The 25470-nt window shown below is 67.1% G+C and carries 18 protein-coding genes and 1 other RNA gene; 13 read left to right on the top strand and 6 right to left on the bottom strand.

Features of this window, described 5'->3' with window-relative positions:
• Positions 1-42: 42 nt before the first annotated feature.
• Positions 43-1458: an MFS transporter gene (locus ROZ37_RS00840; RefSeq protein ID WP_312656724.1), complete on the bottom strand. Its 1416-nt coding sequence runs from the start codon at positions 1456-1458 to the stop codon at positions 43-45.
• A gap of 618 nt (positions 1459-2076) precedes the next feature.
• Here ROZ37_RS00840 and ROZ37_RS00835 point away from each other — a divergent pair.
• Both ROZ37_RS00835 and ffs read left to right on the top strand, forming a co-directional pair.
• Positions 2077-3768, top strand: coding sequence for an AMP-binding protein (locus ROZ37_RS00835; RefSeq protein ID WP_312656722.1), 1692 nt, complete (start codon positions 2077-2079; stop codon positions 3766-3768).
• 376 nt (positions 3769-4144) lie between these two features.
• Positions 4145-4243: signal recognition particle sRNA small type (ffs, locus tag ROZ37_RS00830), an RNA gene on the top strand.
• 389 nt (positions 4244-4632) lie between these two features.
• Here ffs and ROZ37_RS00825 read toward each other — a convergent pair.
• Positions 4633-4956 carry a ZIP family metal transporter gene (locus ROZ37_RS00825; protein WP_312656720.1) on the bottom strand — a complete coding sequence of 108 codons (324 nt, stop codon included), beginning with the start codon at positions 4954-4956 and terminating at the stop codon, positions 4633-4635.
• Positions 4957-5381: 425 nt separating this feature from the next.
• Entirely contained in the window at positions 5382-6563 is a 1182-nt protein-coding gene (gene cfa / locus ROZ37_RS00820; protein ID WP_312656718.1) for a cyclopropane fatty acyl phospholipid synthase, read from the bottom strand.
• 306 nt (positions 6564-6869) lie between these two features.
• Here cfa and dnaX point away from each other — a divergent pair, with 306 nt between their 5' ends.
• From dnaX to ROZ37_RS00780, 8 genes are all read left to right on the top strand, one after another.
• Positions 6870-8957, top strand: coding sequence for a DNA polymerase III subunit gamma/tau (gene dnaX / locus ROZ37_RS00815; protein WP_312656716.1), 2088 nt, complete (start codon positions 6870-6872; stop codon positions 8955-8957).
• 24 nt (positions 8958-8981) lie between these two features.
• On the top strand, positions 8982-9305 hold the full coding sequence (locus ROZ37_RS00810; protein WP_312656714.1) for a YbaB/EbfC family nucleoid-associated protein: 324 nt from the start codon (positions 8982-8984) through the stop codon (positions 9303-9305).
• Positions 9306-9899, top strand: coding sequence for a recombination mediator RecR (gene recR / locus ROZ37_RS00805; protein WP_312656712.1), 594 nt, complete (start codon positions 9306-9308; stop codon positions 9897-9899). It begins immediately after the preceding gene.
• A gap of 207 nt (positions 9900-10106) precedes the next feature.
• On the top strand, positions 10107-10700 hold the full coding sequence (petA, locus tag ROZ37_RS00800) for a ubiquinol-cytochrome c reductase iron-sulfur subunit (RefSeq protein WP_312656710.1): 594 nt from the start codon (positions 10107-10109) through the stop codon (positions 10698-10700).
• Positions 10701-10703: 3 nt separating this feature from the next.
• The gene (locus ROZ37_RS00795; RefSeq protein WP_312656708.1) at positions 10704-11972 is read left to right on the top strand and encodes a cytochrome bc complex cytochrome b subunit; all 1269 of its coding nucleotides are present in this window, start codon (positions 10704-10706) and stop codon (positions 11970-11972) included.
• Positions 11969-12724 carry a cytochrome c1 gene (locus ROZ37_RS00790; RefSeq protein ID WP_312656706.1) on the top strand — a complete coding sequence of 252 codons (756 nt, stop codon included), beginning with the start codon at positions 11969-11971 and terminating at the stop codon, positions 12722-12724. The genes ROZ37_RS00795 and ROZ37_RS00790 overlap by 4 nt, the downstream gene beginning before the upstream one ends.
• A gap of 96 nt (positions 12725-12820) precedes the next feature.
• A complete protein-coding gene (locus tag ROZ37_RS00785; protein ID WP_312656704.1) occupies positions 12821-13417 on the top strand; it encodes a glutathione S-transferase N-terminal domain-containing protein in 597 nt (198 codons plus the stop codon).
• Between the two features lie 44 nt (positions 13418-13461).
• Positions 13462-13911, top strand: coding sequence for a ClpXP protease specificity-enhancing factor (locus tag ROZ37_RS00780; RefSeq protein ID WP_312656702.1), 450 nt, complete (start codon positions 13462-13464; stop codon positions 13909-13911).
• Between the two features lie 70 nt (positions 13912-13981).
• Here the strand turns inward: ROZ37_RS00780 and ROZ37_RS00775 are convergent, their stop codons facing one another.
• On the bottom strand, positions 13982-15247 hold the full coding sequence (locus tag ROZ37_RS00775) for a D-amino acid dehydrogenase (protein ID WP_312656701.1): 1266 nt from the start codon (positions 15245-15247) through the stop codon (positions 13982-13984).
• A gap of 436 nt (positions 15248-15683) precedes the next feature.
• Here ROZ37_RS00775 and ROZ37_RS00770 point away from each other — a divergent pair, with 436 nt between their 5' ends.
• The 3 genes from ROZ37_RS00770 (at position 15684) to ROZ37_RS00760 (ending at position 22396) form a co-directional block, all read left to right on the top strand.
• The gene (locus ROZ37_RS00770) at positions 15684-16685 is read left to right on the top strand and encodes a class 1 fructose-bisphosphatase (RefSeq protein WP_312656700.1); all 1002 of its coding nucleotides are present in this window, start codon (positions 15684-15686) and stop codon (positions 16683-16685) included.
• Between the two features lie 190 nt (positions 16686-16875).
• Positions 16876-20547 (top strand): trifunctional transcriptional regulator/proline dehydrogenase/L-glutamate gamma-semialdehyde dehydrogenase, encoded by a 3672-nt coding sequence (gene putA / locus ROZ37_RS00765; RefSeq protein ID WP_312656699.1) that lies wholly within the window; start codon positions 16876-16878, stop codon positions 20545-20547.
• 97 nt (positions 20548-20644) lie between these two features.
• Entirely contained in the window at positions 20645-22396 is a 1752-nt protein-coding gene (locus tag ROZ37_RS00760) for an autotransporter assembly complex family protein (RefSeq protein WP_312656697.1), read from the top strand.
• 95 nt (positions 22397-22491) lie between these two features.
• Here the strand turns inward: ROZ37_RS00760 and ROZ37_RS00755 are convergent, their stop codons facing one another.
• Positions 22492-23628 (bottom strand): methyl-accepting chemotaxis protein, encoded by a 1137-nt coding sequence (locus tag ROZ37_RS00755; protein WP_312656695.1) that lies wholly within the window; start codon positions 23626-23628, stop codon positions 22492-22494.
• 100 nt (positions 23629-23728) lie between these two features.
• Positions 23729-25465, bottom strand: a complete 1737-nt coding sequence (locus ROZ37_RS00750; RefSeq protein WP_312656694.1) for a GGDEF domain-containing phosphodiesterase — start codon at positions 25463-25465, stop codon at positions 23729-23731.
• Positions 25466-25470 lie beyond the last annotated feature (5 nt).

Raw genomic sequence — 25470 nt, 5'->3', positions numbered from 1 at the left:
CGAGCCGAAGCGAGGGGGGACTGAGGTGGCGGTCCGCCGCGCTTACTTCGTCGCGGCGAGCGCCTCGTGCAGCTGCACGCCGGCGACATCGCTGGCGAGGCGCCCATCACGCCGCGTCGCCGCGCCGGGGATGCCGCGACCGCGCAGCGAGCAGCCGCGGGTCTCGACGACGAAGAGCAGCGCGATCGCGCCGACGACGCAGGAGGCCATCATGTAATACGCCGGGACGAGGTGGTTGCCGGTCACGCCGATCAGCCAGTCGTTCGCCATCGGCGCAGTGCCACCGAACAGCGACGTCGATACGTTGTACGCGATCGCCATGCCGGCGTAGCGGACGTGGGTCGGGAACATCGCCGGGAACATCGCCGAGATCGTCGCGAGCTGCGGCACGTACAGCACGCCGAGCACCGCGAAGCCGAGCAGCGCGCCAGCCGCGCTCTGCTCCATCAGCTGGAACATCGGGATCGCGGCGACGAACAGGCCGATGAGCGAGAACCACCACACCTTCTTGCGCCCGACGCGATCCGACAGCGAGCCGGCGAACGGCAGGAACACCATCATGATCAGCATGCCGACTAGCGGGACGAGCAGCGACAGGTTGTCGCTCATGCCGAGCTGCGTCTTCATGAAGGTCGGCATGTACGCGAGCAGCACGTAATTGACGACGTTGAGCGCGACGACGAGGCCGCCGAGCTGCAGCAGCTGCTTCCAGAAGCCGCCGAGGAGGTCCTTCAGCACGACGCAGTTCGTCTCCTCGCTCGTCTCGGCTTCTGCGAGCTCCTTGAATACCGGCGTGTCCTCGATCTTCGAGCGCAGGTACAGACCGATCAGGCCGAGCGGCGCGGCGACGAGGAAGGGCAGGCGCCAGCCCCACTCGTGCATCGCCTGATCGCCGAGCGCGAGCGAGAAGCCGAGCATCAGGAACGCGCCGAGCGAGAAACCGGCGAGCGTGCCGAATTCGAGGAAACTGCCGTAGAAACCGCGCTTCTTGTCGGGCGCGTATTCGGCCATGAAGGTCGCGGCGCCGCCGTATTCGCCGCCGGTCGAGAAGCCCTGGATCATCCGCAGCACGATCAACAGCGCCGGTGCCCACCAGCCGATCGATTCGAACGACGGCAGCAGGCCCACCGCGAGCGTCGCGCCCGACATCAGCAGGATCGTCAGTGCGAGCACATGCTTGCGCCCAAGCCGGTCACCGAGCGGCCCCCAGAACAGGCCGCCGAGCGGGCGGACGAGAAACGAGATCGCGAAGGTCGCGAGCGCGAAGAGCGTCGCTTCCGTAGTGCTGCCCGGAAACAGCGCGGCCGAGATGTACGTGAGGCCGTACGCGTAGATGCCGTAATCGAACCACTCGGTCGCGTTGCCGAGCGCCGACGCGGCGACCGCCCGCTTCAGCGTCGCGGGCGACGTTTCGTGCTGCACGTCCTGTACGTCCTGGGTCGTGGCTGCATGCTGCATGGTGTCTTCCTCCAGGTGATTCCGTTTCTTGTCTTGAAATGCCGTCTCTGCGGACGAACGATCGCGGTACCGCTCAGGCGGGCCGGGAAGTGCGTGGTTGCGAAGGTGCGCCGGACGTTTCGGGTGTGGTCCCGGGGCGAAGCCGGGCTCTGCCGGCCGAAGGCCGGATCGCGGACGACGCGACGGGATGGCCTTCCGTGAGGGAATGCGGTTTCATGTCTCGCTCCAGATGAAGGCAGTCTTCGCTGCCCCGCTTGTTTGGTGAGTCGGTGAGCCCTGCTGTATCGCCGACGCCCGAAGAGTAATCACGCTCGGAGGGAGTGCTCAGGATCCTAGGACAATGACCGATGCGGGGATTTCCGCCGCCGTAGGAAGGTGGCGACCTTGATGGTCGGGCGATGCCGCGAGTCGGGGCGGCAGAGGCGACGGGACGGAGTCGGGCGGCGTGCGTTGTTATTGCGTGACGTTGACGTCAACGTCACAATAGCGCCCGCTGCTGCACCGGCAGCAGATCATTCCAATTACTAGCCCCACGCCGCGAGAGTGGAGGCGGCCGTTCTCGCGAGAGGCGACGGTCGCAGGAGCGCGGCGCGGAAATTCGACGGGAAAGGAGAACCCATGACCGCAGTAGCCGAATTCCTGAAGGCGCGTGACTTCCTGCTCGCCCATCGCACGGACTACCAGACCGCATACGACGGTTTCCAGTGGCCGCAGCTCACCGAGTTCAACTGGGCGCTGGATTACTTCGACGCGATGGCGCAAGGCAACGACAAGCCTGCGCTGTGGATCGTCGAGGAAGACGGCTGCGAGGCGAAGCTGTCGTTCGCCGAGATGTCGGCCCGCTCGAACCGCGTCGCGAACTGGCTGCGCAGCCAGGGCGTCGCGCGCGGCGACCGGGTGCTGATCATGCTCGGCAACGAAGTCCCGCTGTGGGAAACGATGCTCGCCGCGATCAAGCTGGGTGCGGTCGTGATCCCGGCGACGACGCTGCTGACGCCGGACGACCTCTCCGACCGCCTCGAACGCGGCCAGGTCAAGCACGTCGTCATCGGCAAGGCGCACACCGACAAGTTCACGACGCTCGCCGGCAGCTACACGCGCGTCAGCGTCGGCGGCGCCACCGAAGGCTGGCTGTCGTTCGAGGACGCGTACGACGCGTCGCAGGAATTCAAGGCCGAGGGCGTGACGCGCGTCACCGACCCGCTGCTGCTGTATTTCACCTCCGGCACGACGTCGAAGCCGAAGCTCGTCGAGCACAGCCACCAGTCCTACCCGATCGGCCACCTGTCGACGATGTACTGGATCGGCCTGCAGCCGGGCGATCGTCACATGAACATCAGCTCGCCGGGCTGGGCGAAGCACGCCTGGAGCTGCTTCTTCGCACCGTGGAACGCCGGTGCCTGCGTGTTCCTGTACAACTACAACCGCTTCAACGCGAAAGCGCTGCTCGACGTGCTCGTGAAGTACGAGATCACGACGATGTGCGCGCCTCCGACCGTGTGGCGGATGCTGATCCAGCAGGACCTCGCGGCGGTGAAGACGAACCTGCGCGAGCTGATCGGCGCCGGCGAGCCGCTGAACCCCGAAGTCATCGACCAGGTGAAGAAGGCGTGGGGCATCACGATCCGCGACGGTTTCGGCCAGACCGAGACGACGTGCCAGATCGGCAACACCCCGGGGCAGAAGCTGAAGCTGGGCTCGATGGGGCGTCCGCTGCCCGGCTACACGATCGCGTTGCTCGACGCCGAGGACCAACCCGCCGAAGAGGGCGAAGTGTCGCTGGTGCTCGCCAAGCGCCCGGTAGGCCTGATGCTCGGTTATTCCGGAGATGCCGATAAAACGGCGGAAGTCATGCGCAACGGTCATTACCATACGGGTGACGTCGCGAGCATCGACGCGGACGGCTACATCACCTACGTCGGACGCGCCGACGATGTGTTCAAGGCGTCGGACTATCGCATCAGCCCCTTCGAACTGGAATCCGTGCTGATCGAACACCCGGCGGTCGCCGAAGCCGCGGTCGTGCCGAGCCCGGACCCGGTGCGCCTCTCGGTGCCGAAGGCCTACCTGATCCTCACTCCCGGCTTCGAGCCGACCAAGGAGCTCGCGAAGGACATCTTCGCCTTCACGCGCGACAAGCTGGCGCCGTACAAGCGCATCCGCCGCATCGAGTTCTCCGATCTGCCGAAGACGATTTCCGGCAAGATCCGCCGCGTCGACCTGCGTAAGAGCGAGCAGGGCAAGGACGCCTCGTCCGAGCGCGGCGCGCTGGAGTTCTTCGAAGAGGATTTCCCGGAACTGAAGGGCTGAGCGCTCTGACGTGACGGATTGCGACGGCGGGGAAACCCGCCGTTTTCATGTCCGCCGTCGGTTCATGGGATTTGGTGAGGCCGGCGAGGTATGGGACGAGAGTGCCCGTGCTGAAGACGGTTTTGCTGGGTGGCAGAAGAACAAGCAATGCGACGGGCCGTTCGGCTCGGCAGCGCGGAAAGATCGGCGCGCCCGCTTCGTGTCCCGGGCCTGACCGTGCCGCCGAGATCCGATCGACTCCGTGCGCGCAGGGCTTGCCCCGTTCGCCGCGCAACACCGGCTTTTCCGCATCCGCGATTCGCGGCTTTGTGCGTCCCGAAACTTTCGGGGCCGTTTCTACCGGACGGACCGGAACAACTGGTACAATCACGGCCGTGGCGGGTCTCCCCGCATTGCAGCGCGGTGAACCTGGTCAGGGCCGGAAGGCAGCAGCCACAGCCGTTCCCTGCAAGTGCCGGGGGTCGGGCTCGCCACCCCAACAACGATGCGAAGGGCGCCTTGCTAACGAGGCGCCCTTCGTCGTTTCGATGAGCGGTTTTCGGGGGGCGCGATTTGCGACGCCGCGATTCCCGATGCCGAAATTCCGGTGTTGAGATTTCGACATCGAGATCCCGATGTCGAGATACCGATGTCGAGATACCGATGTCGAGACACCGATGTCGAGACACCGATGCCGCGATTTCCGGTGTCGCGATTTCGGGGCGAACCGTCTCGCAGCGATTTTCGGCGTTGGCGTCTGTGAAGCACTGCAGTTCGACGGCCGCGGTTTCCCGTCCTCAGATTTGGTGGCCGCTGCCGGCGTGACCGGAAATCCCCGTGTCGTCCGTCCTCATCCGCAAACGCTTTCGATCGGCAGATGACGGGTCACGACAGCATGCGCCCCACTACCGCCATCCCCACGAAGCCGACGACCACTCCCGTCATTCCCAGGATCTCGTTCCCGCGGCGGCGCGACTCGGGGATGATCTCGTGGCACACGACGAAGAGCATCGCGCCGGCCGCCGCGGCAAGGCCCCACGGCAAAAGCGCTTCGGCCTGCGCGACCATCAGCGACCCAGCCAGCGCCGCGAGCGGCTCGACGAGGCCGGACAGCGTCGCAACGACGAACGCCGCAACCCGTCCATAGCCTCTGTCGAAGTATGGGATTCGGGGTGTAATAGCTCCAATTGAATGTAAAGAATAGGTCAATAGTTTTTCGCCATAGAATACGCCGATCGTCGCCCGCTACGTCGGTCGAGCGGCTAAGGACGGTCCGTGAGCCAACTGTCGTGCGCTCCGCTGATTACCCGCGCCAGTTCTTCTTGCGCCGCCGTTCCTGAAACGGCCCGCCCCCGGCCTGGCTCGTCCGGTTCGCCAAAGCCGTACTCGCCTTATCAGACCAGTGTCCGCGCCTTGCACGCCACTGGCGGAGGCGGCAAGCGGCAGCCGCAGACGGCAGGTAGCTGCGGCAGGCGGAAGGCGGCACATGACGAAGGGCGAAGGGCGAAGGGCGAAGGGCGAGGCGGGCGCGCATGTACGCGTGCGAACGTGCGGGAGGGCGTACGCGTGTCGCCCGACAAAGAGCGAGTGGCGCTCGATCTGCGGCCAGCGGCTGCCGGGTGATCGATCTACTATCAGGCCGGCCGTCTGTATCCGCCGGCGACGCCCTCCGGCGACAGGACGATCTGCCACAACTGCGTCGTCCTTGCGCGGAACGTACCCGCGCACGCACGCAGGTAATACGACCACATGCGGCGGAACCGCTCGCCGTAGCGTTCGGCGAATCGCGGCCACGCGTTTTCGAAGCGCTCGTGCCACGCCATCAAGGTGCGGTCGTAATCGGCGCCGAAGTTATGTACGTCCTCGATCATGAACAGGCGCTCGCTCGCGTCGGCGATCTGCCCCAGCGACGGCAGGTCGCCGTTGGGAAAGATGTAGCGGTCGATCCAAGGATCGGGCGGGAAGTTGCGGAAGTTGTTGCCGATCGTATGCAACAGGAAGAGTCCGTCGGGAGCGAGGCAGCGGCGCGCGACTTCGAAATAGGTTCGCAGGTTCCGGCGCCCGACGTGCTCGAACATCCCGAGGCTCGCGATCCGGTCGAAGCGCTCGTCGATCTCGCGGTAATCCATCAGCCGGAACTCGATCGGCAGGCCGTTGCAGCGCGCCTGCCCGTACTCCGCCTGCTCCTTCGAGATCGTCACGCCGACGCATTCGACGCCGTAGCGTTCGGCCGCAAACTTCATCAGGCTGCCCCAGCCGCAGCCGATGTCGAGCAGGCGCATGCCCGCGTCGAGGCCGAGCTTGCGGCAGACGAGATCGAGCTTCGCCTCCTGCGCGGCGTCCAGGTCTTCGGCTGCCGCCCAGTAACCGCAGGTATAGGCCATGCGCGCGTCGAGCATCGCCTCGAAGAAATCGTTGCCGAGGTCGTAATGGACTTCGCCGACCTGTCGTGCGCGGCGGGGGTTCTGGAGGTTCAGCAGGCGGGTGCGGAGCACGTGCCACATGAGGCCCGGGGCGTGGACCTTCTCGTCGAGCCGTGCGCGCAGGATGCGGTGCATGAATTCGTCGAGGGCCGGCGCATCCCAGTCGCCGTCCATGTAGGTCTCGCCGAGCCCGAGGCTCGCGCCGGCGAGGATCCGGTCGGCGGCTTCGGCGCGGTGGAGCTGCATGTCCCACGGCCGATCGCCGCCGATGCGCACGTCGGCTTGGCCCAGAAGGCCGGCCAGGAGCTGAACCCCGTTCGCATGGCCGGCGAAGCCGGCGGACGCCGGACCCGAATCCATCCAGCCGGTCGGGCTCGGAATATCTCTATTCATGCCGTTCCCCCTCCAATCTCCGCCGCGCGTCGGCATACGGCCTTGGTCTGGGCAAGCGCCGTGCCGTGCTTCGCGCCTTCGCCGTTATCTGATCGACGATCCCGGCTGTCGTTCCCATCTGGCGGCGCGCCGGGCGCGAATCGCGGGCGCGCGGCTTCACCGCGAAATTCACGTTGGAAGGGTAGGACAACTTTCCGCACAGCGAAAACTTCCGATCCGTTCGTGCGCCGACGCACCGGGTGACTAGCTGGGAGGGCGCGCGATCTGCGCGACGGAGCGACCGGCGCGCTCTGCTAGAATTCCGCCATGAGTTATCAGGTTCTCGCGCGCAAGTGGCGGCCGAAGAGTTTTGCCACGCTGATCGGTCAGGAGCACGTCGTCCGGGCGCTCAGTCACGCGCTCGCGACCGGCCGACTGCACCATGCGTGGCTGTTCACCGGTACGCGCGGCGTCGGCAAGACGACGATTTCGCGCATCCTCGCGAAAGCGCTGAACTGCGAAACCGGCGTCACCGCCGAACCCTGCGGGAAATGCGCCGCGTGTCAGGCGATCGACGCCGACCGCTTCCCCGATTACGTCGAGATGGATGCGGCCTCGAACCGCGGCGTCGAAGACATGGCAGCGCTGCTCGACAAGGCGGTCTACGCGCCGGTGCAGGGGCGGTACAAGGTCTACATGATCGACGAAGTCCACATGCTGACCGGGCATGCGTTCAACGCGATGCTGAAGACGCTCGAGGAGCCGCCGGAGCACGTCAAGTTCATCCTCGCGACGACCGACCCGCAGAAGATTCCGGTCACGGTGCTCTCCCGCTGCCTGCAGTTCAACCTCAAGCAGATGCCGCCGGGCCATATCGTCGATCATCTCGCCGGCATTCTCGCCGCCGAGGACGTGCCGTTCGAGGCGCCGGCGCTGCGCCATCTCGCGAAGGCGGCGGGCGGCTCGATGCGCGACGCGCTGTCGCTGCTCGATCAGGCGATCGCGCATGGCTCCGGCAAGGTCGAGGAAGAGCAGGTTACGCACATGCTCGGCACGGTTGGCGACGACCATCTGTACGCAGTGCTGGATGCGCTCGCGGCGGGCGATGTCTCGGCGATGCTCGCGGTGGCCGATCGCATGGAGGCACGCAGCCTGTCGTTCGATGCCGCACTGCAGGCCCTCGCATCGCTGCTCCACCGTATCGCGCTCGCGCAGTTCGCGCAGGCGGCGATTGCCGACGAATCAGAGCGCCAACGCCTCCTGCCTTATACGCAGGCCTTCGATGCCGAGTTCCTGCAACTCGCCTACCAGATCGCGATCCACGGCCGCGACGAGCTCTCGCTCGCCCCGGACGACTACGCCGGCTTCACGATGAGCCTGCTGCGTCTGCACGCCTTCCGTCCCGAGTCTCCGGCACCCCTCGGAAGCCCCGGCGCTGCCGAGGGAGGGGGGGGCGCGGGAGGCGCTCGCAGCGGGCCGTCGGCTCGCTCGCCGCGCACCGTTCCGCAGGACGCAGGGACGAGCGAGCGAGAGCGCAACACGCCAGCGGGTTCTGTCGATGGCGTGAAGCCGATTGCAGAGCGGGCGCGACCGGCGGTTCCGTCTGTAAGCGACGATGGGCCGCGCGCGGCGAACACTGCCAGCCCGACCCATCGGCCGGAGACACTGCACGGCCGCGACGAGGGCACGGCAAGTCCGCGCAACACCGGACGCTCAGCGGGTGCGGCTTCGGCCCTCGATGACACAAGCGGGCCGTCGAATTCGGTCCCGCCATGGGAGGATCTGCCGCCCGAGGGCCTGCTCGGTGAGAGCCGCGCGGGAGGGCGGGAGGCGACCACTGCGGCGCGCACGGATTCCGCAACGCCAGTCGCTGCGGCGACCGCTGCGGGGCAATCGGAGCTTCGGCACGAGACCGTTGCGACCGCGCACGCGATCGACGCGGGAGCGACCGAGTCCGCGAATTCCTTGCGAGCCGTGGCCGAGACTTCCCCGGAATCGAGCGACCTGCTGCCGGAGCCGTCGGCCGCTTCCGGTGCCGCGGACTGGCACGCGACCGTCCGCTCGCTCGGCCTCGGCGGCATGGTGCGGGAACTCGCACAGCACTGCGAATGGATCGGGCTTGCCGATGACGTCGTCGGCCTGCGGCTGTCCGAAACCCATCGCCACCTCCTCGGCATGAACCCCACGCTCGCCGACCGCCTCCAGGACGCGCTCAGCGCCTTTTATGAGAGGCCGTTGCGGCTCAGGATCGAGACCGGCGCGATCGCGGGCGAGACGCCGGCCCAGCGCGACCAGATGGAAAAGCGCGCGCGTCACGTCGAGGCCGTCGCGGCGCTCGAACGCGACCCGTTCGTGCGCGAACTAATCGAACGATTCGATGCGTCCCTCGTGGAAGCATCGGTAAAACCTCTTTGAATCCCTCTTCCGGAGAATCAAGCAATGATGAAAGGCGGAATCGCCGGGCTGATGAAACAGGCCCAGCAAATGCAGGAAAACATGAAGAAAATGCAGGAGCAGCTGGCCTCGGTCGAAGTCGAGGGGCAGTCGGGCGCTGGCATGGTCAAGGTCCTGATGACGTGCAAGTACGACGTCCGCCGCGTCACGATCGACGACTCGGTGATGGACGACAAGGAAATGCTCGAAGACCTCCTCGCCGCAGCCGTCAATGACGCAGTCCGCCGGGTCGAGACGACGACGCAGGAGAAGATGGCCGGCTTCACGTCCGGGCTGAACCTGCCGCCCGGGATGAAGCTGCCGTTCTGAATGTCGCCTTCGAGTCTGGATGAGCTGATCGAAGCGTTGCGCGGGCTGCCCGGCGTCGGCCCGAAATCCGCGCAGCGCATGGCTTATCACCTGCTGCAACGGGACCAGCGCGGGGCCGGACGGCTTGCCCGCGCGCTCGGCAATGCGCTCGCGGTGCTGCGTCACTGCGAGCGCTGCAACACGTTCACCGAAAGCGAAATCTGCCAGCGTTGTGCGAATCCCCAGCGCGACGCGTCGCTGCTGTGCGTGGTCGAAATGCCCGCCGACCTCGCGATGATGGAGCAGACCCACGCGTACAACGGGATGTATTACGTGCTGATGGGCCGGCTGTCGCCGCTCGATGGCATCGGGCCGCGTGAGCTCGGGCTTGAAAAGCTGCTCGCGCGCGTGGCCGATGGCGTGGTCGAAGAGGTCATCCTCGCGACGAACTTCACGAACGAGGGTGAGGCGACGGCCCACATGATCGCCGAACTGCTCGCGGCGCGCGGGGTCAGGGTCAGTCGCTTGTCCCGCGGCGTGCCGGTGGGCGGGGAGCTCGAACACACCGATACCGGCACCATCGCCCAGGCGCTGATCGAACGTCGGCGTCTCTGAATTCCGTTTCCGCGGCCCCGCGCGCCGCGCCGCTGCTGTCCCGCACAAAAAAGACCTTGTTCCGCAAGGATTTTCGATCGCGCGCCCAATGCTAAGGCCATGATCCGCAAACACCTTTCACGGATATGCTTTTTATGTTGCGGGCAGTTTGGTAGAATCCGGCGGTTTTTTGTATCCGGAAACAGGTTTCCTTTCAGGGATGATGTCATGAGCGTGGATCAGAAGATGGACAGTGGCCGTCGGCAACTGCTTGTCGCAACGTCGGCCGCCGGTGGCGTCGCCGCGGTCGCGACCGCAGTGCCGTTCGTCGCCAGCTTGACGCCGTCGGAACGTGCGAAGGCTGCTGGCGCCCCGGTCGAGGCGGACATCAGCAAGCTCGCACCGGGCGAGATGATGACGGTCGAGTGGCGCGGCAAGCCGGTGTGGATTTTGCGGCGGACGCCGGAAATGCTCGCCTCGCTCGACAAGACCGAGTCGCTGGTCAGCGATCCGGGTTCCGAAAAGCCGATGCAGCCCGAGTATGCGCAAAACAAGTACCGATCGGTCAAGCCGGAATACCTCGTCGCGGTCGGCATCTGCACGCACCTCGGTTGCTCGCCGAGCGAGAAGTTCAAGGTCGGCGCCGAGAGCGGTGTGAGGCCCGACTGGGCCGGCGGTTTCCTGTGTCCCTGTCACGGCTCCCTGTTCGACCTCGCCGGGCGCGTCTATCGCAGCATGCCGGCGCCGGACAACCTCGAGATCCCGCCGTACAAGTTCCTCGCGGATACGAAGCTCCTCATCGGTGACGACGGAAAGGCCTAAGCGATGACAACCAAATCCCAAGCACTGGTCAACTGGATCGACGCGCGATTCCCGCTGACGTCGACCTGGAAGGCGCACCTGTCCGAGTACTACGCGCCGAAAAACTTCAACTTCTGGTACTTCTTCGGTTCGCTGGCGCTGCTCGTGCTGGTGATCCAGATCCTGACCGGCATCTTCCTGGTCATGCACTACAAGCCGGACGCCTCCGTCAATGCCTCCGGCATCCCGGTCGCATTCGCGAGCGTCGAGTACATCATGCGCGAAGTGCCGGGCGGCTGGCTGATCCGCTACCTGCATTCGACCGGCGCGTCGGCGTTCTTCATCGTCGTCTACCTGCACATGTTCCGCGGGCTGATCTACGGTTCGTACCGCAAACCGCGCGAACTGATCTGGATCTTCGGCACGCTGATCTTCCTCGCGCTGATGGCCGAAGCGTTCATGGGTTACCTGCTGCCGTGGGGCCAGATGTCGTTCTGGGGCGCTCAGGTCATCGTGAACCTGTTCTCGGCGATCCCGCTCATCGGTCCCGACCTGTCGCTCGTGATCCGCGGTGACTACGTCGTCTCGGACGCCACGCTGAACCGCTTCTTCTCGTTCCACGTCATCGCCGTGCCGCTGGTGCTGATCGGTCTGGTTGCGGCGCACATCGTCGCGCTGCACGAGGTCGGGTCGAACAACCCGGACGGCGTCGAGATCAAGAAGAAGAAGGACGCGAACGGCATTCCGCTCGACGGCATCCCGTTCCATCCGTACTACACGGTGAAGGACATCGTCGGCGTCGTCGGCTTCCTGATCTTCTTCTCGGCGATCGTGTTCTTCGCGCCGGAGGGCGGCGGGTACTTCCTCGAGTACAACAACTTCATCCCGGCCGACCCGTTGAAGACGCCGCTGCACATCGCGCCGGTATGGTACTTCACGCCGTTCTATTCGATCCTGCGCGCGGTGACCTATCCGCTGTTCGGTGTCGATGCGAAGTTCTGGGGCGTCGTCGCGATGGGCGCATCGGTCGTGATCATCGCGTTCCTGCCGTGGCTCGACCGCAGCCCGGTGAAGTCGGTCCGTTACAAGGGTGGCCTGTTCAAGGCGATCCTGGCGGTCTTCCTGGTCGCGTTCTTCATCCTCGGCTACCTCGGCGTGCTGCCGCCGACCCCGGGCCGGACGCTGGTCGCGCAGATCTGCTCGGTGCTGTACTTCGCGTTCTTCCTGCTGATGCCGTGGTACAGCAAAATCGACAAGTGCAAACCGGAACCGGAAAGGGTGACGTTCAAATGAGCATTAGTGTGATCAAGACTCTCAAGCGCCTTGCTGCGGCGGCCCTGTTCGCACCGGCGGTTGCGCTGGCCGCGGGCGCGGCGCTGCACCTCGATAAGGCTCCGGTCAGCACCGAACAGGCCGCGCTGCAGAATGGCGCGAAGACGTTCGTCAATTACTGCCTGAACTGCCACAGCGCGAGCTTTGCCCGCTACAACACGCTGCAGCAGATCGGTCTCGACGAGCAGCAGATTCGCGATAACCTGATGTTCACCGGCGAACGCGTCGGCGATCTGATGAAGGTGGCGATGCGGCCGGCCGAATCGAAGGCCTGGTTCGGTGTGACGCCGCCGGACCTGACGCTGATCGCGCGTCAGCGCGCGTCGGAGTTCGGCAGCGGCGCGGATTGGCTTTACACCTACCTGCGCCAGTTCTACCGCGATCCGGCCCGTCCGACCGGCTGGAACAACGTGATCTTCGCAAACGTCGGCATGCCGCACGCGCTGTGGGAAATGCAGGGCGAACAGATCGCGAAGGTAACCGAGCACGAGGACGGCACGAAGAGCATCGCGCTCGAACTGGCCAAGCCCGGCAAGATGAGCGTCGAGGAGTACGACAAGACGGTCGCCGACCTCGTGTCCTTCCTCGTCTGGATGGGCGAACCGGTGGCCGAAAAGCGCAAGACGATCGGAATCTTCGTGCTGATCTTCCTGGCGGGCCTGTTCGTGCTTTCCTATGCTCTGAAGAAGAACTACTGGAAGGACATTCATTGAACCGCTGCGGAACCTGATCCGCGCCTTCAATGAACCTGACGCACCACGCGATCTTCGCGTGGTGCGCTTTGCTTTTGTATCTGGAGCTGCAAGACCATGATGAACCTGTATTCCGGCACAACCGATCCGTTCAGTCATCGTTGCCGGATCGTGCTGTTCGAAAAGGGGATGGACTTCGAGGTCATCGATGTCGATCTCTACAACAAGCCTGAAGACATCGCCGTCATCAATCCGTATAACCGCGTCCCGGTGCTGGTCGATCGCGACCTCGTCCTGTACGAAGCGAACATCATCAACGAATACATCGACGAGCGCTTTCCGCACCCGCAGCTGATGCCGCCGGACCCGATCCTGCGTGCGCGCGCGCGGCAACTGCTGCACACGTTCGAGCAGGAGCTGTTCTCGCACATCGACGCGCTCGAGAAGAACCAGAAGGGCGCCGAGAAGGACCGCGCTCACGTGCGCGACCAGCTCGTGCAGCTCGCACCGATCTTCGTCAAGCAGAAATTCATGCTCGGCGACGAGTTCTCGATGCTCGACGTCGCGATCGCGCCGCTGCTGTGGCGCCTGGAGCATTACGGCATCGAACTGCCGAAGGCCGCGGCGAACCTCATGAAGTACGCTGAACGGATTTTCAGCCGCCAGGGCTTCATCGACGCGCTGACGCCGTCCGAGAAGGTGATGCGGCGCTGATGCCGGAAGCCCCCTCGCGCAGGGGGCGCTACTGACCGTTTCCGATGACCCACGTATCCACCAAACCCTACCTGATCCGCGCGATCTACGAATGGTGCGTCGACCAGGGGTTCACGCCGCACATCGCGGTGCTCGTCGATGAACGCACCGTCGTGCCGCCCGGTTACGCCCGCGACGGCCAGATCGTGCTGAACCTCGGCCCCGACGCGACGAATCAGCTGCTGATGGGCAACGAACTGATCACCTTCCAGGCGCGTTTCGGCGGCGCGGCCCATGCGCTGTCGATTCCGGTGTCGAACGTTCTCGCCGTGTACGCGCGCGAGAATGGCCACGGCATGGCGTTCGAGCCCGACGCGGCGACGGCGGAGGGCGAGCATGCGGCGCTGATCGAAGCCGAAGATGACGACGAGCCCGAGCAGCCCGGCCCGGAGTCCCCGTCGTCGGGCGGCGCACGCCCGGCGGGGGGGCGGGGCCACCTCAAGGTCGTCAAGTAGGACGCCCGGCCTGCACGTCCTCGTGTGGCGCCGGAACGCGCAGCGGCACGTCCTTCGCCGTCGTGGGCCTTCAGTTGTCGCTGGCGAGGAAGGGAAACGCTGCGACCTTCGGGCGGCGGCCCGACATCAGATCGGCGAGCGAATCGGCCGAGCCGCAGGCGAGCGTCCAGCCGAGCGTGCCGTGCCCGGTGTTGTACCAGAGATTGGGCAGGCGGCTGCGGCCGATCAGCGGCAGGTTGCTCGGCGTCGCAGGGCGCAACCCCGCCCACATCTGCGCTTTCTCAGTGTCGCCCGCGCCGGGAAAACGTGAATCGAGCCAGTTGAGGATCGAGCGGCAGCGCTCGGGGTGCAGCGCCGTGTCGAAGCCGCTGAGCTCGGCGGTTCCGGCAACTCGCAGTCGGTCGCCGAGCCGCGAGCAGACGATCCGGCGCGATTCGTCCGTCAGGCTGACGCAGGGCGCGCGGCTTGGGTCGGCGACCGGGACGGTCACGGAATAGCCCTTTACCGGGTAGATCGGCAAGCGTTCACCGAGCGGTGCGACGAGCCTCGCGCCGTAGCTGCCGAAGCAAAGCACGTAGGCGTCCGCCTTGAGGATGCCCGGCCGCCCGGCTTCGTCGGTGACTTCGATGCCGTCGACACGCCCGCCGAGGCGAGCGATCCGGCTGACCGTGGTGCGGAAGTGGAAGCGGACGCCCGCTTCCCGCGCTCGCTCGGCGAGCGCCTGGGTGAAACGGTGAGCGTCGCCCGATTCGTCGTCGGGCGCGTAGAGGCCGCCGACAAGCGCGGCGCTCAGACCCGCGAGCGCGGGCTCGATCCGGATGCAATCCGCGGGGCCGCAGGTCTCGGCGCGAATGCCATGTGATGCGAGCACTCCGAGGCGTTCGCGCGCGTGCCCGAATTCCTTCGCCGAGAAGAACAGATGCAGGATTCCCCGCTCGAGGTGGTCGTAGGTGATCCCGGTGGCGGCGCGCAGCGCGCGCAGACGCTCCGCACTGTGTACCGCGAGGCTTGCGATTGCGTCGGTATTGCGCCGGCTGCGATGCGGCAGGCATTCGTGCAGGAACGCGAGCACCCAGCGCCATTGTGCGGCGTCGAGCTGCGGGCGCAACAGCAAGGGCGCGTCTTCGCGACCGAGCCAGCGCAGCGCGGTCAGCGGCGCGGCAGGATTCGCCCACGGCTCAGGGTGGCTGACCGAAATCTGGCCGCCGTTCGCGAAGCTCGTTTCGAGCGCCGCTTCGGGTTCGCGGTCGATGACGCTGACGTCGAAGCCGGCCTGCGTGAGGTACCAGGCCGTCGTGACGCCGGTGATTCCGGCGCCTAAAACGATGACATGCATAGATGGTCGAGTGGTCCGATGGTCGCTGACGCGAGCGGACCGGTATGTTCGTGGGAAGAAGTCACGCGGTGTCGGCCGATCATAACCGGCTTCAAGCGAAAGTGCAGGTGCAGCATCCGGTCTTCCGCGGGATAATCCGTATCGAAGCTTGCGACGGTATTCCGAGGCCGTTCTCGAACACGAAAGGTCCTGCCGGGCGCGCCTGACGCGCGGCCGCTGCGGTGGGTCCGGTTGAACCGTGATCGGGAGCGGTTACGCTCGGGCAATTGAATCGGCATTCGATTACAAATGTTCGCCCCAGTCCGTCGCAGGGCGGCGGCAGGACTTCGACGAGTCTTTCGCAGCAGGCGAAGGCTCGAACGATCTTTGCTAGCCGCTTCAGTCATCACGAATCACGCAGAAGTCCGGCGCAGCCGGACCAACAAGGAGTCATTACATGCGACGTGTCACGCTAACCCAGTTCCTGATCGAGCAGCAGCGCGCCGGCCGCACCAACCCGGACTTGCGCCTGCTGATCGAGGTCGTCGCGCGTGCAATCAAGGCGATCGGCGTCAACGTGTCGAAAGGGGCGCTCGCCGGCGTGCTCGGCGAGGCCGGCACCGACAACGTCCAGGGCGAGGCCCAGAAGAAGCTCGACGTCATCGCGAACGAGATCCTGCTGCAGGCCAACGAATGGGGCGGTCACCTCGCGGCGATGGCGTCGGAAGAGGTCGAGGAAGTGCATCAGATTCCGTTCGACTACCCGAAGGGCGGCTACCTGCTGCTGTTCGATCCGCTCGACGGATCGTCGAACATCGACGTCAATATCTCGGTCGGGACGATCTTTTCGGTGCTGCGCTTTCCGGAAGGTGTCAAGGAGCCGGACGAAGAGTGCTTCCTGCAGCCCGGGACCGAGCAGGTCGCGGCCGGCTATGCGCTGTACGGTCCGTCGACGCTGCTCGTCCTGACGGTCGGCAACGGCGTCCACGGCTTCACGCTCGACCGCGAGATGGGCAGCTTCGTCTATACGCATCCGTTCATGACGGTCCCGGTCGACACGCAGGAATTCGCGATCAACGCATCGAACGCGCGCTTCTGGGAACCGCCGGTGCAGCGCTACGTCACCGAGTTGCAGGAAGGCAAGACCGGCCCGCGCGGGAAGGACTTCAACATGCGCTGGGTCGCGTCGATGGTCGCCGACGTGCATCGCATCCTCACGCGCGGCGGCATTTTCATGTACCCGATGGACGAGAAGTGCCGCGACAAGGGCGGCAAGCTGCGGCTGATGTACGAGGCGAACCCGATGGCGATGATCATCGAGCAGGCGGGCGGTGCGGCGACGACCGGGCGACAGCGTATTCTCGACGTGCAACCCGAGAAGTTGCACCAGCGCGTGCCGGTGATCCTCGGCTCGACGAACGAAGTCGAGCGCGTGACGCGCTATCACCAGGAAGGCTGAGCCGATAGTGCCCCGGTCGGGACATGGGCGTAAAGTCCAGTGCGCGCCCCGACCAGAATCCGAACTGTTGGTCGGGTAGCCCGGCGCCGGCCGAAGACGCATCGCCGCTGCACCCGGTCCGACGGCGCAAGCGCTCCGGTCCGAGATGGCCGGGGCCGTGTCCGCTTGGCCTCGTAGGAGTCTGACGGTCATGACTTTCGACACGTTTCCACCGGCCGCGGCGGCGCTGCCCGATGCTCCCCGATCAGCGTTGCGCGAACGGGTCACTGCCGCGACGCGGCCTCCCGAGCCGGCTTGCGTCCCGCCGCTGGTCGCCGAAGCGCAGATCGCGCCGGCGTTGCAGAAGCGGATCCACGATCTTGCGTGCCGGCTCGTCAGAGGCCTGCGCGCGAAGCGCCGCCGTTCGAGCGGCGTCGATGCGCTGATGAAGGAATTCTCGCTGTCGAGCCAGGAAGGCGTCGCGCTGATGTGCCTCGCCGAGGCGCTGCTGCGCGTGCCCGACCGGGCGACGGCGGACCGGCTGATCCGCGACAAGCTCGCGCGCGGCGACTGGCGCGGGCACCTCGGCCACAGTCCGTCGCTGTTCGTCAATGCCGCAACCTGGGGCTTGCTCGTCACCGGCCGGATCGTCGCGACGCGCGGTGAGGAAGGGCTCGCGAGCGCGCTGCAGAAAGTCGTCGCCCGCGGCGGCGAACCGCTGATCCGCAAAGGCATGGACCTCGCGATGCGTCTTCTCGGCGAGCAGTTCGTTACCGGGCGGACGATCGAGGAGGCGCTCGAGCGCGGCCGGGAGCCCGAAAGCCGAGGCTATCGCTATTCGTTCGACATGCTCGGCGAGGCGGCGATGACCGCGGCCGACGCACAGCGCTATTACGAGGCGTACGAGCACGCGATCCACTCGATCGGCAACGCGTCGGCGCAGCGCGGCGTCGTCGACGGCAACGGCATTTCGGTGAAGCTCTCGGCGCTGCATCCGCGCTACACCTGGTCGCAGCGGGACCGCGTCGTCGGCGAACTGCTGCCGCGGCTGCGGGCGCTGTGCGCACTCGCGCGTGGTTACGACATCGGCCTCAACATCGACGCGGAGGAAGCCGACCGGCTCGAACTGTCGCTCGATCTGCTCGAAGCACTGGTGCGCGACGCCGGTCTCGACGGCTGGGACGGACTCGGCTTCGTCGTTCAGGCGTACCAGAAGCGCGCACCGTTCGTGATCGACTGGCTCGTCGACCTCGCGCGGCGCCGTGGGCGCCGGCTGATGGTGCGGCTCGTGAAAGGCGCGTACTGGGACACCGAGATCAAGCGCGCGCAGATCGACGGGCTCGCCGGGTACCCGGTGTATACGCGCAAGATTTATACGGACGTGTGCTACCTCGCGTGCGCGAAGAAGCTGCTCGCCGCGCGGGACGCGCTCTACCCGCAGTTCGCCACGCACAACGCGCATACGCTCGCCGCGGTCATGCATCTGGCAGACGGCAACTACCGGCGCGGCGACTACGAGTTCCAGTGCCTGCACGGCATGGGGGAACCGCTGTACGACCAGATCGTCGGCGATCCGGCATTGCGCCGGCTGGTCCGCATCTACGCGCCGGTCGGCACCCACGAGACGCTGCTCGCCTATCTCGTGCGCCGCCTGTTGGAAAACGGCGCCAACACGAGCTTCGTCAATCGCATTGTCGACGAGCGCGTGCCGGTCGATGAGCTGATCGCCGATCCCGTCGCGGCGGGCGAGCCTCTCGCAGGCGCGCCCCATCCGCGCATTCCGCTGCCTGCCGACCTTTACGGCCTCGCCCGCCGCAACTCCGCCGGCTACGACCTCGTGAGCGAGCCCGTGCGAAGAGCGCTTGCCGAAGCGCTGCAGGCGAGCCGCGCGACGCGTCACCGCGCGGTGCCGATGGTGGCGGGCTCGACCGGCGAGACGGGAGAACCGCAGGCGATAACGAATCCCGCGGATGCGAGCGACATCGTCGGCGAAGTCGTCGATGCGGACGCCGAGGTGGTCGCGGCGGCGCTAGGCGCGGCCGAGGCCTTCGCGGCCGAGTGGGCAGCGGTGCGTCCCGCGCGCCGCGCCGATCTCCTCGAACGGGCGTCCGATCTCCTCGAGCGTGACGCGTCGCTGTTGATCGCGCTCGCGGTGCGCGAAGCCGGCAAATCGTGGGCGAACGCGGTCGGCGAAGTGCGCGAGGCGGTCGATTTCTGCCGTTATTACGCGGCGCAGGCGCGCCTCTTCGACAACACGTCGCACATACCGCTCGGGCCGGTCGTCTGCATCAGTCCGTGGAACTTCCCGCTCGCGATCTTCGCCGGCCAGGTCGCCGCGGCGCTCGTCGCCGGCAATCCGGTGCTCGCGAAGCCGGCCGAACAAACGCCGCTGATCGCCGCTCTCGCGGTGCGGCTCTTTCATGAGGCCGGCGTTCCGGAGGCGGCGCTGCAGTTGCTGACTGGGCGAGGCGAGGAGGTCGGCGCGGCGCTCGTCGCCGATCCCCGCGTGCACGGGGTGATGTTCACCGGCTCGACCGAGGTCGCGTGCGGGATCAACCGGACGCTCGCCACGCGCACCGAAGATGTAGCGCTGATCGCCGAGACGGGCGGACAGAACGCAATGATCGTCGATTCGACCGCGCTGCCCGAGCAGGTCGTCGCCGACGTGCTCGCGTCGGCGTTCGATTCGGCCGGCCAGCGCTGCTCGGCACTGCGCGTGCTGTGCCTGCAGGACGACGTCGCCGATCACCTCCTGACGATGTTGAAGGGGGCGATGCGCGAGCTGGCGGTTGGCTGCACGGTCGACGTTCGCACCGACGTCGGCCCGGTGATCGACGCGGGTGCGCAGGCCGGGCTCGAGCGCCACGTTGAAGAGCGGCGGCGCGCCGGAGAGCGGATCGATCGCCTCGAACTGCCCGAGGGCTCGGCGCGTGGGACCTTCGTCGCGCCGACGATCATCGAGATCGCCCATATCGCCGAACTGGAGCGCGAAGTGTTCGGCCCGGTGCTCCATGTGCTGCGCTACCGCGCCGGGGACTTGCGCCGGCTCGTCGATGACATCAACGCGACCGGCTACGGGCTGACGCTCGGCATCCACTCGCGCATCGACGAGACGATCGACGAAATCGTCGCGCGCGCGCATGTCGGGAACATCTACGTCAATCGCAACATCATCGGCGCTGTCGTCGGCGTGCAACCATTCGGCGGCGAGCGGCGCTCGGGGACGGGGCCGAAGGCGGGCGGGCCGCTGTATCTGCATCGTCTGCTGCGGCGCGGCCCCGGCCCCGACTTCGCGCGGCGTGGGAGCGCGACCGGCGACGGCAGCGCATTCGACGCGTGCGTCCATTGGCTCGACGGGACGGCGTGCGCCGAGCTCGATCGCGACGAGGCCGCGGCGCTGTTTGCCCATGCGGAGACTTACCGATCGTGCAGCATGACCGGCCTGCGCCTGACGCTCGCCGGTGCGACCGGCGAAGACAACAGCCTGAGTTTTGTTCCGCGCGGCACGCTCGCCGGAATTGCCGAATCGACCGCGGGCGTTCTCCACCAGATCCTCGCCGCGCTCGCGACGGGCAACCGCATCGTGTTCGGAGACGACGAGCCGGTACGGATGCTGCGCACCGTCCTGCCGCCGCTCGTCGCGGCGAAGGTCGGGATCGACGCGGACTGGGCGACCGGTAGTTTCGCCGCGCTGCTCTTCGACGGCCCGGGCGCGTCCGCCCACGAGTGGCGACGGCGGCTCGCGGCGCGCGACGGGCCGATCCTGCCGTTGGTGCGCCCGCAGCCGATCTACGATCCGTTCCGGCTCGTGGTCGAGCGCAGTCTCAGCATCAACACCGCGGCGGCGGGTGGCAATGCGAGCCTGATGGCGATGGGTACGTGAGGCCGCATCGGACGGCGGCCGCTCGTGGGCGACGGTGTGAGGCGCAACTTGCAAAGTGGAACGCCTGCGCCCGTGCCCGGTCGTTAGAATCCGGAGCATGACAGTGCCCCGCGCGCACAAGCTCTGCCGGACCGCGCTTGCCGCCGCGTGGCTCGCACTCGCGCCCGGCGTCCATGCCCAAGAGCGGCTGCAGGTCGAACTCGACGCGCCGGACAGCGTGCGGCCCGTGCTCGAACGCCACCTGCGGATCCTGCAGCCCGAGCATCAGGTCTTGCCGGAGGAGCGCGCCGACCGCAGCGCGCTCGTGCGCCGGACGCGCCGCGAAGCCGCCGACCTGCTCGCGACCGAAGGCTATTTCACCCCCGCTATCGACCTCGACCGCGGGCCTGAGGGCTGGCGGGTCAGAGTCGTGCCGGGGCTGCGGGCGAAGATCGCCGACGTCGAGTTGCAGTTCGAAGGAGATCTCGCCGGTGACGGCGCGGAGCGCGCCGAACGGCGGAAGGTGCTGCGTGAAGCCTGGGCGCTGGGCGAAGGTGAGCCCTTCCGGCAGGCCGCGTGGGACGACGCGAAAGGGCGACTGCTCGACGGCGTTTCGGTGCGCGACTACGCGGCCGCGCGCATCGCCGACAGCCGCGCCGAGGTCGACCCCGAAGCGGGAACCGTGCGGCTGTCGGTGACGGTCGACTCGGGCCCGCGCTTTTTTCTCGGTCCGCTCGAAGTGTCCGGGCTGCAGCATCTTCCGCGCGATTTCGTCGAACGCTTCAACCTCCTCGAGCCGGGCGACCGGTTCGACCAGGAACGCCTGCTCGCGCTGCAGACGGCGCTGCAGAACAACCCGCAGTTCGCGTCGGTGATCGTCGATATCGAACGGGATCCGGCCTTGGCCGCGGCGGTGCCGGTGCGCGTGCAGGTGACCGAGGCGCAATCGCGGCAGCTCGGGTTCGGCGCCGGATACTCGACGAACACCGGCTTCCGCGTCGAAACGAGCTGGCGCGACGTGAACATCTTCGACCGCGGCTGGGAGCTTGCGACCGCGTTGCGCATCGAGCAGCGCGGGCAGGCGGGCTTTGCCGACGTGTTCCTGCCGCCGACCGGGGACAACTACCACGACAGTTTCGGCGTCGCGCTCCAGCGCAGCCACATCGAGGGGCTCACGCTCGTCACGCAGGCGTTCGGCGTCGCGCGGACGAAGACGCGCGGCAACATCGACACCCGTCTCGCGATCCGGCTGCAGCACGAAAAGCGCGACCCGGACGGCGCCGAGGCGAGCAGCCGCAAGGCGCTGACGGCAAACTGGACGTGGACCCGGCGCCGCGTCGATGACCTGCTCGATCCGCGCGACGGCGACGTGCTGCAGTTCGAGATCGGCGGCGCCGCAAAGACGCTGCTGTCGGACCAGGACTTCCTGCGCCTGTACAGCCGTTACGTGTATTACCAGCCGGTTGCCGAGCGCGACGTGCTGATCCTGCGCGCCGAAGGCGGCGCGACGCTCGCGAACAGCAGCGAGGGTGTGCCGCAGGATTTCCTGTTCCGCACCGGCGGCACGCAGACCGTGCGCGGCTACGCGTTCCAGAGTCTCGGCGTGCGCGAAGGCGAGGCGACCGTCGGTGGGCGCTACCTCGCGGTGCTCAGCGCGGAGTACGTGCACTGGTTTCGGCCGCAGTGGGGCGTCGCGACCTTCGTCGACATGGGTGACGCCGCCGACAACCGCGACGTGTTCGACCTCAAAGCGGGCTACGGCGTCGGTGCGCGCTGGAAGAGTCCGGCCGGGCCGCTCGCGATCGACCTCGCGTACGGCGAGGACGACCGCCGGCTGCGCGTGCATTTCGGCATTGCGATCGCGTTCTGAGCTGGGAATATCCCGCGACGCGATCTACCGGCGGACCCGGGGGACCGGTCCTGTTCGATGCCGGCGTCCCACTCGGGAAGCCGGCTTTCGATGTGTTACTGCGCGCGGGGGGCGCGGGTCGGGGGCGCGGATCCGTCCGGCTCCGCCCGCTGCAGCATTTTCGCGAGCCCGTTCATGACCGACAGATTCGCCTGCTCCATCGCCGCGAGCGCCGTCAGCGCACCCTCGACATCGCGCGCGTAATGCAGCGTCAGCGCGCGGCGTGCATGTTCGTGCACCGCGCGGTGCGGCGATTCGAGCGCCGCGTAGCCCGGCAGGCGCGAGAACAGCGACTTGCCTTCGCCGTCGTAATACCAGAGCCCGAGCCGGCATGCGGTCTCGTCGGGAATCCGTTCCGGGCGCAGGTCGGACAGACCGAGGAAAACCTTGTAGACCTCGAGCTTGAGGATCAGCTCTTCGATGTTCGCGAGTTCGACGTCCGCGAGCAGCGCCGACGACGCGACCGCGGATTCCATCTGCTGCGACAGCCCGCGCAGGTGCTCCATGCTGCGCATCGCCTCTTCGCTGTCGCCGGAAAAGCTCGCTGCATCGTTCGCGCCGTGCTGCATCACCGTGCGTGCGGCGGCGGTCTCGGACTGGATCGTCGTCACCAGCGACGTGATGTCGGAGGTCGCGATGCTGGTTCGTTCGGCGAGTTTCCGCACTTCGTCGGCGACGACCGCGAAGCCGCGTCCAGCCTCGCCGGCGCGGGCCGCCTCGATCGCGGCGTTGAGCGCGAGGAGGTTGGTCTGGTCGGCGACTTCCTTGATCAGCTGGACGATGCCGCCGATCTCCGCGGCGCGGCTGTGCAGCTCGTCCACCCGCTGCGACGCGTCGCTGATCGTGCCGAACATCCGCTTCAGGTTGTCGGCGATCCGCTCGAACGCGAGGCGATTCGTGTCGGACTGCGCCGCGGCGTCCGCAGCGGAGCGCTTTTCGTCGTTCAGCGTCGTCGCGAGGCCGAGAAACGACTGCTGCACGCCGGCGAGGGATTCGCCGAAGCTGCCGAGGTTGCGGAACACACCGGCAAGCGCGTCGCGTTCGCGGTGTGCGGCGGCGATCTCGTCGGTCAGCGCGGAGCGTTCGGCCTCGAGCGCGGCGATCCGCGCGTGCAGCGCATTGTTCTCTTCGGCGAGTGCAGCCAGCCGGGTGTCGGCGGCGAGCAAGGTCTTCTTTTGGCGGACGACGAACATTGTTCTCTCTCGGAGGCGCTCGATAGCTGAGCAGTCTAGTCGGTTACTACGGCAGCGACTTGACCGTTATTAAGGGCCGCAGGGCGCTTTTTTATCGCACTCAAGCGTTGCGGGCGCGGATCCAGTCCACGAGTTCGTGCTGCGGCATCGCCCGCGCGAAGTGGAAGCCCTGCACGTAGTCGCAGCCCATCCGCCGCAGCTCGTCGACGGTGCGGGAGTCCTCGACGCCTTCGGCGATGACGCTCATGCCGAAGCCGCGCGCGAGCGCCAGCACGGCGGTGACGATGGCGCGGTCGCGCTCCGAGTCGACCATGTCGCGGATGAAGAGCCGGTCGATCTTCAGCTCGCTGACCGGCAGGTCGCGCAGGTAGCCGAGCGACGAGAAGCCGGTGCCGAAATCGTCGAGTGCGACGCTGCAGCCGTGCCCCCGCAGTTGCTCGATGATCCGCGCAGCGCGGTCGCGGTCGTCGATCAGCGCGCCTTCGGTGACTTCGATGCACAGCTTCTGGGCCGGCACCCGCCACGCGGCGAGGGTCTGGAAGACCAGCGGCGGCAGGTCCTCGTCGTGCAGGTCGACAGCGACGAGATTCAGCGCAACGCGGATGTCGATCCCGCTGGCCGTCAGTTCGCTGATGATGCGCACGACCTGCGCGATCAGCCAGCGCGACAGCGCCGGCATCAGGCCGAGACGGCTGGCGATGTCCACGATCTGCGGCGGCGGCACCCACTCGTCCTTGCTGCGTCGCCAGCGCAGCAGCGCTTCGGCACTGACGCAGCGGCCCGTCGCGAGCGAAATCTGCGGCTGGAACCAGATTTCGAACGGCGGCCGGTCGACCGAGCGCGCGATGTCGCGTTCGAGCGCGCGCTCGTACTCCAGGGCCGGCGCCATCTCGGGGCGGAACATCGCGAATTCGAGGTTGTTGCGCAGCGCGCTGTGCAGCGCGGCGCGTGCGGCGTGCTCGAGGTCCTGCGCGTCGCTGCCGTCTTCCGGCGCGCGCGCGCTGCCCGCGTGAAGCCGCACGCGCAATGGTGGAAACGCGCTGTCGATCATGCGCTGGCAGGCGTCGATCAGCCGGCGCGCGGCGAGCAGGATCTGCGCGTCGTTGCGCAGTGCCGGCATCAGCAGCGCCCACTCGTGGTCGCCGATCGCCGACAAGACATCGCCCGGGCGCAGGATCCCGCGCATGCCGCTGCCGAGCATCTGCCCGAGCCACTCGCGCTGCGCGGTCAGCAGGTGCTGGTCGCTCGGGCCCCAGTCGAGGCGCAGCAGCAGCAGGCCGACGCCCTCCTCCCCGGTGCCGGCGAGCGCCTGTTCGAGCAGGGCGACGAAGTGCTGGCGCGTCGGCAGCCCCGTCGCCGCGCCGCTGTCTTCGCCGGATTCGGGTCGCGGCGCACGCTCTTCGAGCGTCGCCCCGGACAGACGCGCCGCCGCGGCCTGGACGAGTTTTTCGATCGCGGAGAGGATGTCCCACTCCGCCCGTCCGCCGGGCCACTCGTCGTCGCGCAACGTCGCGCGTGCCGCCTCGGTCAGCGCCGACAGCGCGCGCGTCGGCAGCATCGCGGCGGCGTCTGCGCGAAGACAGTCGGCCCAGGCGTCGGCCAGCGTGTCGAGCCAGGTCGCTTCGGTCCACTGCAGCCGTTCGAGCAGGACGTTGAAGAACGCGGCCTCCGCGAAGCTCGACGCGGCTGCGCCCGGCATTCGCGCGTCGAGTGCGGCAGCGAAGGCGCTCTCGAACGTGAGGGCCGGGACGGCGAGCGCGAAGGCGCGCAGCGCGGCCCGGTCCGCGTCGCCGAGTCCGACCGCCGCAAGCGCTTCGGTACTGCTCGTCGTCGTCATAGTCC

The organism is Aromatoleum sp. (genome assembly GCF_032027225.1).
Lineage (GTDB): Bacteria > Pseudomonadota > Gammaproteobacteria > Burkholderiales > Rhodocyclaceae > Aromatoleum.
This window is presented reverse-complemented; position numbering and strand designations above follow the sequence as displayed.